This window comes from Streptomyces sp. NPDC048191, assembly GCF_040652655.1.
Classification (GTDB): Bacteria; Actinomycetota; Actinomycetes; order Streptomycetales; family Streptomycetaceae; genus Streptomyces.
In genome coordinates, this window is record NZ_JBEZMO010000012.1 from 98657 (window position 1) to 111986 (window position 13330).

General features: G+C 73.2%; 14 protein-coding genes. 1 reads left to right on the plus strand and 13 read right to left on the minus strand.

Features of this window, described 5'->3' with window-relative positions:
• A complete protein-coding gene (locus AB0D93_RS20780) occupies positions 1 to 915 on the plus strand; it encodes a transketolase C-terminal domain-containing protein (protein ID WP_362121275.1) in 915 nt (304 codons plus the stop codon).
• Between the two features lie 44 nt (positions 916 to 959).
• Here the strand turns inward: AB0D93_RS20780 and AB0D93_RS20785 are convergent, their stop codons facing one another.
• The 13 genes from AB0D93_RS20785 to AB0D93_RS20845 form a co-directional block, all read right to left on the minus strand.
• Positions 960 to 2246, minus strand: a complete 1287-nt coding sequence (locus AB0D93_RS20785; protein WP_362121276.1) for an MFS transporter — start codon at positions 2244 to 2246, stop codon at positions 960 to 962.
• 95 nt (positions 2247 to 2341) lie between these two features.
• A complete protein-coding gene (locus AB0D93_RS20790; RefSeq protein ID WP_362121278.1) occupies positions 2342 to 2701 on the minus strand; it encodes an MmcQ/YjbR family DNA-binding protein in 360 nt (119 codons plus the stop codon).
• Positions 2702 to 2731: 30 nt separating this feature from the next.
• Entirely contained in the window at positions 2732 to 3247 is a 516-nt protein-coding gene (locus tag AB0D93_RS20795) for a GNAT family N-acetyltransferase (RefSeq protein ID WP_362121518.1), read from the minus strand.
• A gap of 2 nt (positions 3248 to 3249) precedes the next feature.
• Positions 3250 to 3819: an XRE family transcriptional regulator gene (locus AB0D93_RS20800; protein WP_362121280.1), complete on the minus strand. Its 570-nt coding sequence runs from the start codon at positions 3817 to 3819 to the stop codon at positions 3250 to 3252.
• A gap of 46 nt (positions 3820 to 3865) precedes the next feature.
• The gene (locus AB0D93_RS20805) at positions 3866 to 4771 is read right to left on the minus strand and encodes a LysR family transcriptional regulator (RefSeq protein ID WP_362121282.1); all 906 of its coding nucleotides are present in this window, start codon (positions 4769 to 4771) and stop codon (positions 3866 to 3868) included.
• A 31-nt stretch (positions 4772 to 4802) separates the two neighbouring features.
• Positions 4803 to 5996 carry a glycine C-acetyltransferase gene (locus AB0D93_RS20810; RefSeq protein WP_362121284.1) on the minus strand — a complete coding sequence of 398 codons (1194 nt, stop codon included), beginning with the start codon at positions 5994 to 5996 and terminating at the stop codon, positions 4803 to 4805.
• A 44-nt stretch (positions 5997 to 6040) separates the two neighbouring features.
• Positions 6041 to 7069, minus strand: coding sequence for an L-threonine 3-dehydrogenase (gene tdh / locus AB0D93_RS20815; RefSeq protein ID WP_362121286.1), 1029 nt, complete (start codon positions 7067 to 7069; stop codon positions 6041 to 6043).
• 189 nt (positions 7070 to 7258) lie between these two features.
• A complete protein-coding gene (locus tag AB0D93_RS20820) occupies positions 7259 to 7834 on the minus strand; it encodes a GAF domain-containing protein (RefSeq protein WP_362121288.1) in 576 nt (191 codons plus the stop codon).
• Between the two features lie 61 nt (positions 7835 to 7895).
• Complete coding sequence (locus tag AB0D93_RS20825) at positions 7896 to 8495, minus strand: ATP/GTP-binding protein (RefSeq protein WP_362121290.1); 600 nt, start codon at positions 8493 to 8495, stop codon at positions 7896 to 7898.
• A complete protein-coding gene (locus AB0D93_RS20830; RefSeq protein WP_362121292.1) occupies positions 8473 to 8844 on the minus strand; it encodes a DUF742 domain-containing protein in 372 nt (123 codons plus the stop codon). The genes AB0D93_RS20825 and AB0D93_RS20830 overlap by 23 nt, the downstream gene beginning before the upstream one ends.
• A gap of 2 nt (positions 8845 to 8846) precedes the next feature.
• Entirely contained in the window at positions 8847 to 9281 is a 435-nt protein-coding gene (locus AB0D93_RS20835; RefSeq protein ID WP_362121294.1) for a roadblock/LC7 domain-containing protein, read from the minus strand.
• An 87-nt stretch (positions 9282 to 9368) separates the two neighbouring features.
• On the minus strand, positions 9369 to 11543 hold the full coding sequence (locus AB0D93_RS20840) for an ATP-binding protein (protein ID WP_362121296.1): 2175 nt from the start codon (positions 11541 to 11543) through the stop codon (positions 9369 to 9371).
• A gap of 445 nt (positions 11544 to 11988) precedes the next feature.
• Entirely contained in the window at positions 11989 to 13155 is a 1167-nt protein-coding gene (locus AB0D93_RS20845) for an MBL fold metallo-hydrolase (protein ID WP_362121298.1), read from the minus strand.
• Between the last annotated feature and the right edge of the window lie 175 nt (positions 13156 to 13330).

The following is a 13330-nucleotide window of genomic DNA, read 5'->3' on the forward strand; positions in this document are numbered from 1 at the left end:
GTGGACACCATGCGTGACCGTTTCGCCCCCGTCGTCTCCCGGCTGCTGGACGAGGACCCGCGGGTCGCGGTGGTCCTCGCCGAGATCGGCAAGGACGGCTTCCGCGAGGCCATGGCCCGGCATCCCGACCGGGTCGTCAACGTCGGCATCCGCGAGCAGTTGCTGGTCGGGGCGGCGGCGGGGATGGCGCTGACCGGGCTGCGGCCCGTGGTGCACACCTTCGCCAGCTTCCTCGTGGAGCGGCCGTTCGAGCAGGTCAAGCTGGACCTCGGGCACCAGGACACCGGGGCGGTGCTGGTGAGCGCGGCCGCCTCCTTCGACTGGCCGGCCGGCGGATACACCCACATGGCCCCGGGTGACGTGGCACTGCTGGACACGCTGGACGGCTGGACCGTGCACGTGCCCGGGCATCCGGACGAGGCCGAGACCCTGCTGCACCACGCGGTCGCCGCGGGCGACGACAAGGTGTACGTACGGCTGTCCGTGCAGGCCAACCGGCAGGGGCGGGTGATCGACGGCGAGCACCTCGTCACGGTCCGCGAGGGCCGCCGCGGTGTGGTCGTCGCCGTCGGCCCGATGCTGGACCCGGTGCTCGCCGCCACGGAGGGCCTGGACGTGACCGTGCTGTACGCGACGACGGTACGGCCCTTCGACGCGGCGGGGCTGCGGCGGGCCGCACAGGCGGCGGGCACCGATGTCGTACTGGTCGAGCCCTACCTCGCGGGCACCTCCACGACGACGGTGAGCGAGACCCTGTCCGACGTGCCGCACCGGGTACTGGGCCTCGGCGTGAGCCGCCGCGAGCTGCGCCGTTACGGGACCGTCGAGGAACACACGGCCGCGCACGGTCTGGACCCGGCGGGCCTGCGCGAGCGGATCGAGCGGTTCACGGCGCCTGCCCTGCGGGCCGGTTGAGCGCCGTGCGCACCAGGCGTGCTGTCCGCCGCCCGCCGGCGAGGTCAGTGCTCGAGCGCCCCCGCATCCGCCCGGACCAGGTCCCGTATCGCGGGGACGGCGAGCAGGGCCATGGCCACGGCCAGGCTCGTCGCGGCGGAGATCAGCAGCACGTGACCGGCGCCGAGCACGCCGGCCGCCGGGCCCGCGAGGGCCTGGCCCACCGGCATCATGGCGAGGGAGCCCGCCACGTCGTAGGCGTGGATGCGGTTGAGGACGTCGGGCGGGACCTGGGTCTGCACGCTGGTCGCCCACATCACGCCCCAGAACGACATCCCGGCGCCGGCCACGGCCGCTCCGGCCGCCATCGCCGGCACGCCGAGGCCCGCTCCGACCGCCGCCGGGAAGCCGCAGAAGGCGAACAGGGAGAGCGCGCCGGCGCGCAGCATCCGGCGGGGCCGCAGCCGGAGGGCGAGCAGGCCGCCGACGACCGTGCCCGCGCCGAGGGCGGAGTTGACCAGGCCGTAGGCGCGGGGACCGTGGTGCTGGACGACCTCCGTGGCCACGAGCGGGACGGTCGGACCCCACACGGCGATCATGTACAGGCACCAGACCGCGATCACGCCCCACAGCCAGCCCCGGGACCGGAACTCCCGCCAGCCCTGGACCAGGTCGGCCCGGAAGGCGCGCATCCCGCGGCCGGTGGCGGCACGGGCACCCTCGGGCAGCGGTGGCAGCCGGAGCAGCAGCAGGCACAGGGCGCTGGTGGCGTAGGTGGCGGCGTGCGCGGCGAACACCGCGCCGGGCGAGGCGAAGCCGACCAGGAGACCGGCGACGGCCGGACCGGCGAGCTGGGCGGCGGACTCGGCGATCCGGATCGCGCCGTTCGCGCCCTGGATGTCGGCGGCCAGCCGGGGCACCGTACTGGCCACGCCCGGCTGGAACACCGCTCCCGCCACGCCGTTGACCACGCCGATCGCGCAGATCTGCCACAGCACCACGTGCCCGGCGAAGAACAGACCCGCGGCGAGGGACTGGGTGACGAGCCGGACCAGGTCGGCACCGATCATCAGCCTGCGGGTGCTGAACCGGTCGGCGATGACCCCGCCGAAGACGACGAGACCCGCGAACGCCGCCGCCGTCGAGGCCATGGCGAGACCGACCGCACCCGCGCCGTACCCGTGCTCCAGCAGGCCGGCGGCGAGCGCCACGGGGAGCATGGTGTCGCCGAGCCGGGCGACGGCTCGCGCCACGAAGAACAGGGCGAAGTCCACTGACCGGACGGCCCGCCCGCCGACTTGGGCCCTGTCCCCCCGCGCGCCGACGGCGTGCCGCGCGTCCGTCTCCCTCATCCCGGATGCTCCCTCCGCGCCGCCCCCTGCGGTGGCGTGCCCCGTCCGCGCCGCGCGGGATCATGCCACGTCCGGCTCGCGCGCACGGGGCATTTTCACCCTGTGGGCGGCAGCCCCAACTCGGGGTGGGCGTCGAGGAGTCGGGGCGGGGCCGCCTGGCGCCAGGAGTCGGCGAGGATGTCCCGCAGCTCGCCCTCGTCCTCCAGCGCGGCGAGTCTCGCTCTCACCCAGGCGAACTGGGCCTCGTGGTCGGCGATCCAGAACTTCTCCGGCTCGGCCATCACGAGTTCGTCGCGTTCCTCCTTGGGGCAGCGCACGGCGATGGACGTCTCGTCCTCGGGCAGGGTCGCGAACATCTTCCCGGACACCCGGAACGTGGGCATGCTCCAGGCGACCTTCTCCGTGGTGTCCGGCAGGGACAGGGCGATACGGCGTACGTCTTCGGCATCCGGCATGCCACGCACCGTAGCCCCTGGCACTGACAGTCACCCTCCGAGCCGCTTGAAATACAGCGTCGTGGGCCGCAGCTCGCCGGTGGGGCTCGCCGCGTAGTCGGGGATGACGCCGGCCCGGGTCCAGCCGGCCGAGCGGTAGAGGTGCTCGGCGGGGCTGCCGGTCTCGGTGTCGAGGTGGAGCAGGGTGATGCCGGCGTCGGCGGCCGCCTCCTCCGCGGTGCGGAGCAGACGGCGGCCGAGCCCCTGACCGCGTGCCGAGCGGTGCACCATCAGCTTCACGAGTTCCGCGCGGTGGCGGCTGTTGGGCTTGCCGGGGTGGGCGAGGCTCACGGTGCCGGCCGGGCGGCCGGTGGCGTCGAGTGCCGCCCAGACGGCGAGCCGGCCCGCCTGCGCCGCCTGCGCCCGCTCCCGCCACCAGGCGGCGGCCTCCTCGTGGGCGAGCGGGGCGAGGAAGCCGACCGACGCACCGCCGGCCACGGTGTCGGCCAGCAGTTCCGCCAACTCCCCCGCCCGCCGGCGTACTTGCGCGGCGGTCCAGCGTTCCACCCTCACGGCCGCACCACCGCCAGTACGTACCGCGCCTCGACGGGGCCGGCGCAGCGGAACCGGGTGGAGCCGAAGACGCGCATCCGCAGGCAGTCTCCGGGCTCCAGGTGGTGGACCTGTTCGCCGTCGGTCACCTCGAGGGTGCCGTCGAGCACCCACAGATGCTGTTCCAGGCCGGTCACGGGCGGGCGGTCGTAGGCGATGTCTGCGCCCGGCGCGAGGCGCCCCTCGACCAGTTCGCCGCGGAGTCCGGGGTGCGGCGGGGAGACGGAGCGCCGGACGAAACCTGAGTCCCGGTCCTCCCAGATCTGCTGGCCGGCGGCCCGCACCAGCGGCGCGGGGGCCGCCTCGACCTCGCTGAGCAGCTGGGACATGGTCCGGCCGTAGACATGGCAGAGGCGGTTCAGCAGGGAGGCGGTGGGGCTGATCTCCGCGCGTTCGGCGCGCGAGAGGGTCGACCGGCTCACTCCGCTGCGCTCGGCCAACTCCCCCAGGGACCAGCCGTGTTGCGTGCGCAGTTCGGTCAGCCGGGCGCCGATCCGGGTGTCGAGGGCATCCTCGGGGCTTCTCATATCCGGGACATTATCCCGAATATGAGACAGCCGGGTTACGGAAGCCTCACGCCCCCTGCGCCGCCCTCGCCAGCGCCTCCAGCACCGGCCGGATCAGCGGGTGCCCCTCGGCTCCACGTCGTACGGCGGCGAAGACGCGGCGGGTCGGGGCCACGCCGTCGACGGGGCGTACGACGACGCCGGTGAGGTCCATGCCGTTCAGCGCCGAGCGCGGCACGAGGGCCACGCCCGCGTCGGCCGAGGCCAGGGCGACGACGGCGCGGAAGTCGTCGGAGGAGTGCTCCAGGCGGGGCTGGAAGCCGGCGCTCTCGCAGGCGAGGACGACCACGTCGTGGCACGGGTTGCCGGGATAGGGGCCGATCCAGGGATCCTTGGCCAGCTCGGCCAGGGGGACCTCGGCGGCGTCGGCGAGCCGGTGGCCGACGGGGACGACCGCGTCGAACGGCTCGGCGTAGAGCGGGACATGGGCGAGCCGGGGGTCGTCGGCGGGCGGGGCGCCCCGGTACTCCACGGCGACCGCCACGTCGACCTGCCGGTCCAGCACCATGGGCAGGCTCGCGTCGCCCTCGGCGTCCTGGACGCGGATGCGTATGCCGGGCGCCGTGCCGGCGAGCCGGGCCACGGCCGGGGCCACGACCTGGGCGATGCCGGTGGCGAAGGCGGCCACGGTGACCGTGCCCGCCTCGCCCGAGCCGTACGCGGCCAGCTCGGCCTCGGCCCGCTCCAGCTGGGCGAGGACCGCGTTGGTGTGGCTGAGCAGGATCTCGCCGGCCGGGGTGAGCCGTACGCCCTTGGCGCTGCGCTCGACCAGCCGGTGGCCGGTCTCCTGCTCCAGGGCCGTGAGCTGCTGGGAGACGGCCGAGGGGGTGAGGTAGAGCGCGGCGGCCGCCGCGGTGACCGTGCGGTGGTCGGCCACCGCACGGAGGATGTGGAGCCGCCGTGCCTCGATCATGCCGTCAATTATCGCAAGCGGTCCCCGCTGGTCAGGCCGCCAGCTCGGCGCGCGCCGCGACGAACGCGTCGACCGCGCGGTTGACGTCGTCCGTGGAGTGGGCGGCGGACAGCTGGACGCGGATGCGGGCCTGGGCCTGCGGGACGACCGGATAGGAGAAGCCGATCACGTACACACCCCGCTCCAGCAGCAGCTCGGCCATGCGGCCCGCCTCGGACGCGTCTCCGATCATCACGGGGGCGATGGCGTGGTCGCCGGGGAGGATGTCGAATCCCTCCTCGGTCATCCGGCGGCGGAACAGCGCGGTGTTCTCGTTCAGCCGGACGCGCAGGTCGTCGGCGGACTCCAGCAGGTCGAGGACCTTCAGGGAGGCGGCGGCGATCACGGGCGCCAGGGTGTTGGAGAACAGGTACGGCCGGGAGCGCTGGCGCAGCAGGGCGACGATCTCGGCGCGGGCGGCGACGTAGCCGCCGGAGGCGCCGCCGAGGGCCTTGCCGAGGGTGCCGGTGATGATGTCGACGCGGTCCATGACGCCGTGCAGCTCGGGGGTGCCGCGGCCGGTCGGGCCGACGAAGCCCACGGCGTGCGAGTCGTCGACCATGACCATCGCGTCGTAGCGGTCGGCGAGGTCGCAGATCTCACGCAGCGGGGCGACGTAGCCGTCCATGGAGAAGACGCCGTCGGTGACGATCAGGCGGCGCCGCGCGTCGGACGCCTCCTTCAGCTTCGCCTCCAGATCCGCGAGGTCCCGGTTGGCGTAGCGGAAGCGGCGGGCCTTGGACAGCCGGATGCCGTCGATGATGGAGGCGTGGTTGAGGGCGTCGGAGATCACCGCGTCCTCCTCGCCGAGCAGCGTCTCGAAGACACCGCCGTTGGCGTCGAAGCAGGAGGAGTACAGGATCGTGTCCTCCTGGCCGAGGAAGGCCGAAAGGCGCGCCTCGAGCTCCTTGTGCACCTCCTGGGTGCCGCAGATGAAGCGGACGGAGGCCATGCCGTAGCCCCAGCGGTCCAGGGCCTGGTGGGCGGCGGCGATCACCTCGGGGTGGTCGGCGAGGCCCAGGTAGTTGTTGGCGCAGAAGTTGAGGACCTCGCCGGGGCGGCCGCCGGCGCTGACGTTGACGGTCGCGGACTGCGGGGTGTCGATGACCCGCTCGGGCTTGTGGAGTCCGGCGGCGCGGATCTCGTCGAGGGTGGCGCGCAGGTCGTCGCGGACGGTGTCGAACATGGGAAGCTCCTGAAAGTGCTGGCGCGGCTGGGGGTGTACGTCGTTCACGCGGTCCAGTCGAGGATGACCTTGCCGCCCTTGCCGCTGGCGGCATCCGCGAACGCGGCCTCGAAGTCGCGGTAGCCGTACCGGCCGGTGATCACGGGAGCGAGGTCCAGGCCGCCCTCCAGCAGCACCGACATCGCGTACCAGGTCTCGAACATCTCGCGTCCGTAGATGCCCTTGATGGTGATCATCGAGGTGACGATCCGGGACCAGTCGACCGGGAACTCCTGCGCGGGCAGGCCGAGCATGGCGATCCGGCCGCCGTGCGTCATGTTGGCGATCATGTCCCGCATGGCCTCGGGCCGGCCGGACATCTCCAGGCCGATGTCGAAGCCCTCGCGCAGGCCCAGCTCCCGCTGTCCCTCGGCGATCGAGGACTCGGCCACGTTCAGGGCGAGGCTCACGCCGATCTTGCGGGCCAGCTCCAGGCGCTCCTCGCTGACGTCGGTGACGACCACGTTGCGGGCGCCGGCGTGCCGGGCGACGGCGGCGGCCATCAGGCCGATCGGCCCCGCGCCGGTGATCAGGACGTCCTCGCCGACCAGCGGGAAGGAGAGCGCGGTGTGCACGGCGTTGCCGAACGGGTCGAAGATCGCGGCCACGTCGAGGTCGACGGGGACGCGGTGCACCCACACGTTGCCCGCGGGCAGCGCGACGTACTCGGCGAAGGCGCCGTCGCGGCCGACGCCGAGGCCGACGGTGGCACGGCACAGGTGGCGGCGTCCGGCAAGGCAGTTGCGGCACTTGCCGCACACGAGGTGTCCCTCGCCGCTGACCCGGTCTCCTATGCGGATGTCGGTGACGTCCCGGCCGACCTCGACGACCTGGCCGACGAACTCGTGCCCGACCACGAGCGGGGTGCGGATCGCCTGCTGCGCCCAGCCGTCCCAGGCCCGGATGTGCAGGTCGGTGCCGCAGATGCCGGTCCGCATGACCTTGATCAGTACGTCACCGGGGCCGATCTCGGGCTCCGGGACGTCCGTCAGCCAGAGTCCCGGCTCCGCCTTCTCCTTGACCAGCGCCTTCACGCGTGCGGCTCCTGTGGGTGAGGTCCCGGCCCGCGGGCAGACGTGAGCAGCCCGCACCGGGTCAGAGGGGTGGAATCACCCTGCAATCTGCCGTATGCGCGGACCGCGGGTCCATCGAGCTTTTCTTAACCGCCGCCTCAGCTTTCCTTCACGCCGCAGGTGCCGGAAGCGGAGGCGGGCCGTCGCCCGTCACAGCGGCAGGCCGTCCTCGGCGCTCCGTTCGAGGCGCAGGACGAGGTCGGCGGCCAGCGCCTTGATGGTCTCCAGGCCGGATCTGCCCCAGGCCCGGGGTTCGGTGTCGGCCGCGCTCACGGTCCCGAGCGCCATGCCGGAGCTGTCGATGAGCGGGGCGCCGAGATAGGAGCGGATGCCGTACTCGTCCACGACCGGGTTCCCGGCGAACCGCGGATAGTCGCGCACGTCCTCCAGGACCAGCGCCTTGCGGCGGACCACCACATGGGGGCAGAACCCGTGGTCGCGGGGCAGGACCCGGCCGAACTCCGGTGCGCTGCCGTCCTCCCGCAGGACCGGCGCGGTCGCGGGGAGGCTGAGGCCCGCGAAGAACTGGTGGTCCTCGCCGATGAAGTTGACCATGGCGTAGGGCGCGCCGGTGAACCGGGCGAGATGGTCCGCGAAGGCGTCCAGCGCCGGGTCGGGACGGTCCACCAGGCCGAGCAGGCGCAGGCGGTGGACGCGGGCGGGGGCCTCCTTGTCCTCGGGGGTGAGCAGCAGACCCCGGACCGGACGGGGCGGCTCGTACGTCATGGCCGGGCTCCGGCGCTGTGGGCGTCTGTCATGGGGCGGCTCCATGGGCGGTAGGACGGGATCACCTGTGGGCGCCGTGGCTCGGCGCGGGCGCCGGGGCGTGGGCGAGGAGGTGGCGTACGAGGGTGAGCAGGGTCTGCACGCCGGAGCTGGAGATCCGGGCGTCGCAGCGGACGACGGGGACCCGGGGGTCGAGGTCGATGGCGGCACGCACCTCCTCGGGGTCGTAACGGTGGGAGCCGTCGAACTCGTTGACGGCGATGACGAACCCGAGTCCGCGTTCCTCGAAGAAGTCGACGGCCGCGAAGCAGTCCTGCAGCCGGCGGGTGTCGGCGAGGATCACCGCGCCGAGCGCGCCCTCGGACAGCTCGTCCCACATGAACCAGAACCGCTCCTGCCCCGGCGTGCCGAACAGGTACAGCACATGGTCCGGATCGAGGGTGATCCGGCCGAAGTCCATGGCGACCGTCGTCTCCATCTTGTTCTCCACGCCGTCGAGACTGTCGGTGCCGACGCTGACCGTGGTGAGCAGCTCCTCCGTGCTGAGCGGCGCGATCTCGCTGACCGCGCCCACGAAGGTCGTCTTGCCGGCCCCGAAGCCGCCCGCCACCAGGATCTTGAGTGCGGTGGGGAACGGGTCAGAGCTGTCGTCGTAGTCCATCGAGCACTGCCTCCAGCAGAGACCGGTCAGTGGGTGTGGTGTGGAAGACGGGTGGCTTGGTGGTCAGCGCCCCGCAGTCGACGAGGTCCGAGAGCAGCACCTTGGTGACCACGGCGGGTAGTTTCAGGTGCGCGGCGGCCTCGGCGACCGAGACGGGTGCCCGGCACAGGTCGAGTGCCTGGGCGTGCTCGGGTCCGAGGTAGCCGAGCGGGGTGACGCCGGTGGCCATCACCTGCGACATCAGGTCGAGGGCGACGCTGGGTTCGGTACGCCCGTTGCTGACCGTGAACGGGCGCACCAGCCGTCCGGCCGCGTCGTCCAGCCAGGGCCCGTCGCCGGCTGCGGTCACGCTCAAGGCCTCGTCGCCGTGGAGTCGACGGGGTGCTGCCGGGGCGCCGTCACCAGGTAGGGGCGGACGCTCTTGACGAGCATCGCCATCTCGTAGCCCAGGACGGCCGCGTCGGCCTCGCGCCCTGCGAGTACGGCGAGACAGGTGCCGGAGCCGGCGGTGGTGACGAACAGCAGGGTCGAGTCGAGTTCGACGACGACCTGGCGTACGTCACCGCCGTCGCCGAACCTCACTCCCGCGCTGCGGCCGAGGGAGTACAGGCCGGACGCCAGCGCCGCCATGTGGTCGGCGCTGTCGATGTCGAGACCGTGCACGGACTTCACCAGCCCGTCGCAGGAGAGGAGCACCGCGCTGGTGGTGTGCGGTACGCGCTGCACGAGGCCGCTCAGCAGCCAGTCGAGGTCGGATGCATGGGCGGTCGGCGCATCGCTCGCCATGGTGGATCGACTCCTTGGGGTGTCTGCGGGAGCGCTGGGGGGGTTGGGGGTGAGTGGTCAGTGGTGGGGGTCGTACGGTGCGGGCGGTCAGCCGGCCGGGGCGCTCCCGTCGGGCCGGCCGACGCCATGGGCACCGTCGGATGCGGGCGCATGGGTGCGCCCCTGTCGTATGGGGGTCGGGTCCATGTGGTCCGATCCCATGTGGTCCGCGTTCGTATGCGCGGGGCCCGGAGGATCGGTGCGCGTACGTCCCGGCTCGCAGAACTCCGGCACCGCGGAGGGAATGTGATGCCCCGACAGGTAGTCCCTGGCATCCCTGTGTACGGGCTCCATGGAGCCCGACTCCATGGGTGCCGACTCCATGGGGTGTGGTCCCGTGTGTGCGGCGTCCAGGTGGCCGGCGTCCATGGTGGCGGGTTCCTGGCTCTCCATGTGCTGCTGCGCCTCGGCGAGTCCGATGCCGCGCTGGAAGGCGGCCATCAGACCCGGGTCGTGGCCCGGGACGGTGTCGCCGTCCTGGCGGGGCGCGGGGCCGCCGCGGAGCTGGGGGACGATGTGCTCCTGGGCGCGGCGGCGCGGCAGTTGGGGCTTGGCCGGGGTGCCGCGCTCGGTGCCGGTGCGAGGCGTCGGCAGGACACCGGCGTGCGCCTCGACCGCCGCGCGGTCCACGGCGCTGACGCCGGGTACGGCCTCGGCGGGGTTGGGCCGGTCCTGCCGGGTGCCTCGCACGGGGAGCGGCGCCGGGGCGCCTCCGGTGGGCTCGCCGTCCCCGTTGTCCGCAGCGGTCCGCCCGGCTCCGCTCTCGTCACCGTGCCGCCCGCTGCCGTGCTGGGCATGGCGCCGACGCGCGGTCGTCGGACGCCGCCCGGCACCGGAGCCGGCCTCGCCCGCGGACCCCGTCACGGTCTCGGGCCCCGGCACGGAGGGGGCCGGGGCTCCCGTGAGGCCCGTGCCCGGCGCGGGACCACGGCCCTGAACCGACCCCTGGGAGTGCGGACGCGGCTGCTGCGGCGGCTGCGGTACGCCCGCCCCGGCGAGCGCGCCGGGCACGCCGGGTGCCGTGCCCAACAAGGCCTGCGGGACGACCAGTACGGCCTGCACACCGCCGTAGATGTTGGTCTGCAGGCGCACGTGGATGCCGTGCCGCCGGGCCAGCTGGGAGACGACGTACAGACCGATGCGGCCGTCGGCCAGCAGGCTGGCGACGTTGACCTGGTCGGGGTCGGCGAGCAGGGCGTTCATCCGGTTCTGTTCGCCGACGGGCATGCCGAGCCCGCGGTCCTCGACCTCCACGGCGAGCCCGGAGGTGACGAGGTTGGCGCGCAGCAGCACCTGGGTGTGCGGGGCGGAGAACACCGAGGCGTTCTCGATGAGTTCGGCGAGGAGATGGATGACGTCGGCGACGGCGTGGCCGCGCAGTTCACCGTCGATCGGCGGCACCAGCTTGACCCGCGAGTACTGCTCGACCTCGGCGATGGCGGAGCGCAGTACCTCGGTCATGCTGACCGGGTTGCTCCACTGGCGCCGGGAGACCGCGCCGCCGAGGACGGCGAGGTTCTCGGCGTGCCGCCGGATGCGGGTGGCCAGGTGGTCCACGTGGAACAGGCCCTTGAGCAGGTCGGGGTCCTCGATCTCGTTCTCGAGGTCGTCGAGGATCGAGATCTCCCGGTGCACGAGCGACTGCAGCCGGCGCGCGAGGTTGACGAAGACCTCCAGCTTCTGCTCGCTGCCCGCCTGGCTGGAGAGCTGGGCGGCGCGCACGACGGCGGTGACGGCGCCGTCGTGCGCACGGGCCAGGTCGGCGGCGAGCAGTTCGAAGTCGTCGGCGTCCTCGGGCGGCCTGCGGCGCGACGCGCGCTGCGGCGGGGTCTCCCCCTGGCGCAGCGCGTCGACCAGCGCGTGCAGGTCGGCCTCACCGCGCGCGGCGGCACGGCGCAGCGCGTCGACGCGGTCGGAGACCGAACGCGCGGCCCGGTCGGCGGCCACGGCGGCGATGAGGATGCCGGCGACGGTCACGGCGACCGCACCGGCGAGTACGGCCCAGAGCGTGGGGCCGGTGCGGGCGCCGGTGGAGCGGATGCTGAAGAGGACCGCCGCGGTGGCGCTCAGCGCGACCGCGAGGGGCGGCAGCACGGCGAGCCGCATGAGCTGGGGCCGTATGTGCGTCTCGGGCAGTGCGGGAGCGGGTCGGGCGACCGGTCGCCCGTGCCGGCCGCCCTCCCGGCGGTCGGCTCGGGTGGCCGGTGCTCGGAGCTGAGACATCTGCGTCCTCGTACTGATCCCTCGGGCCTTTCCTCGCGCGGTGCGCGAGGCGGGCATGCGTCATCGCGGTGTCGGCGACGGACCCGGCGAACCCGGCTTCGCGGCACGACGGGCACTCACAGTAGTCGCCTGCGCATCATGTGCGGTGGGCAGTTGACAAAGTCCCCCGGGCAGCGTCCCGCTCTGGTATGAAGCGTCGTACGACAGACCGATAACCCGGTCGCACACCCTCTGATCCGGGCGTAAAGAGCGATACGACCTGATCAAAAGCGGTCAGAAGAAAAAGTGCGGGGCGGTGGACCGCATCGGTCCACCGCCCCGCCGTACGCCTTCCGCGCAAAGCGCCGGGCCGCACGCCGACCCCGGGAAGCCGGCATGCCCGGCGCCACCGCCACCCGCCGAAAATCACGGAGAGTGACAGTCTTGGCCCTGACTCCTTCTGAGCTCAGCCCCGCTTCGGCGGCTCCGCCACGAACGCCCCGACCGAGCGCCAGGTACGCCGGACCTCGCCCGCCACGCCCCGCCACCACGCCTCCGCCGGCAGCTTGCCCGCAGGCTCGAAGGGCTCGCCGGGGCGGGGCAGGGCGACCGCCTGGCCCGCCTCCTCGGCGGCCTCCTTCGTCCACTCGCCCGGCTCGGCCCACGGGTGCGGGGCCAGGTTGAAGGTGCCCCAGTGGATCGGCAGCAGCACGCCGTGCGGGGCGCCGCCCTGCAGGTCGAGGTGGGCGCGCAGGCCCTCCTCGGGGGTCATGTGGATGTCGGGCCAGAACTCGCTGTACGCGCCGATCTGGATCATCGTGGCGTCGAAGGGGCCGTGGGCCGCGCCGATGTCCTTGAAGCCCTCGAAGTAGCCCGTGTCACCACTGTGGTAGATCCGGTGCTCCTCGCCCGCCACGGCCCAGGAGGCCCAGAGCGTGTGCTGGGTGTTGCGCAGGCCGCGGCCGCAGAAGTGGCGGGCCGGGGTGGCGGTGAGGGTGAGGCCGCCGACCTCGGTGGACTCGTGCCAGTCCAGCTCGCGCAGCCGGTCCGGGGAGACACCCCAGTGCTCCAGGTGGGCGCCGACTCCGAGCGGCACGGCGAACAGGGTGTCGGATCCGGCCAGCGCCCTGATGGTGGGCAGGTCGAGGTGGTCGTAGTGATCGTGGGAGATGACGACCACGTCGACCTCTCCGAGCGCGGCCAGCGGCAGCGGCACGGGGTGCAGCCGCTTGGGCCCGGCGAACGGGAACGGGGAGCAGCGCTCGCCCCAGACCGGGTCGAACAGGACCCGGTGGCCGTCGATCTCCGCGAGGACGCTGGAGTGGCCCATCCAGGTCAGCCGCAGCCCCGTGGCGGGCGGCCTGGCCAGGTCGGCGAAGGTCGTGGGATGCACCGGGACGGTGCCCTTCGGGGCGCGCAGGGGCCGGGTCTCCTTGTCCAGGAACACCTTCGCGAGGTCCATCGTGGAGCCGGACGGCCGGGTGCGCGCCGTACCGCCCGGATTCTGGAAGACGCCGTCCTTGAAGTGGGGGGAGCGGCGGATGCGTGCCAGGCGCTCACCGCCCGGATCGGCGCCGAAGGCCGCGGGCCGCAGCGCACGGAGCCCGGAGCTCGAGGAACGCGGTCCGGTCACGGTACCTCCCGGTGAAGTGGGTGAGGTCCCCATTATGGTCGGCCCGTCCGACTAGCCCGGCACCGCCGGGGCGCCGTCCCGGTCCCGACCCTGCCTACTGAACCTACGTTCAGCACGTTGACAGGGTGCGGACCGACTCCGGATACTGACTCGCCGTTCAGTAAAGCTCGGCGAC

What these genes read in the sequence shown, in the direction of transcription:
- AB0D93_RS20785 (WP_362121276.1), bottom strand. Translation starts at nt 2,246, where the DNA reads ATGAGGGAGACGGACGCGCGGCACGCCGTCGGCGCGCGGGGGGACAGG.
- AB0D93_RS20790 (WP_362121278.1), bottom strand. Translation starts at nt 2,701, where the DNA reads ATGCCGGATGCCGAAGACGTACGCCGTATCGCCCTGTCCCTGCCGGAC.
- AB0D93_RS20800 (WP_362121280.1), bottom strand. Translation starts at nt 3,819, where the DNA reads ATGAGAAGCCCCGAGGATGCCCTCGACACCCGGATCGGCGCCCGGCTG.
- AB0D93_RS20805 (WP_362121282.1), bottom strand. Translation starts at nt 4,771, where the DNA reads ATGATCGAGGCACGGCGGCTCCACATCCTCCGTGCGGTGGCCGACCAC.
- AB0D93_RS20810 (WP_362121284.1), bottom strand. Translation starts at nt 5,996, where the DNA reads ATGTTCGACACCGTCCGCGACGACCTGCGCGCCACCCTCGACGAGATC.
- AB0D93_RS20820 (WP_362121288.1), bottom strand. Translation starts at nt 7,834, where the DNA reads ATGACGTACGAGCCGCCCCGTCCGGTCCGGGGTCTGCTGCTCACCCCC.
- AB0D93_RS20825 (WP_362121290.1), bottom strand. Translation starts at nt 8,495, where the DNA reads ATGGACTACGACGACAGCTCTGACCCGTTCCCCACCGCACTCAAGATC.
- AB0D93_RS20835 (WP_362121294.1), bottom strand. Translation starts at nt 9,281, where the DNA reads ATGGCGAGCGATGCGCCGACCGCCCATGCATCCGACCTCGACTGGCTG.
- AB0D93_RS20840 (WP_362121296.1), bottom strand. Translation starts at nt 11,543, where the DNA reads ATGTCTCAGCTCCGAGCACCGGCCACCCGAGCCGACCGCCGGGAGGGC.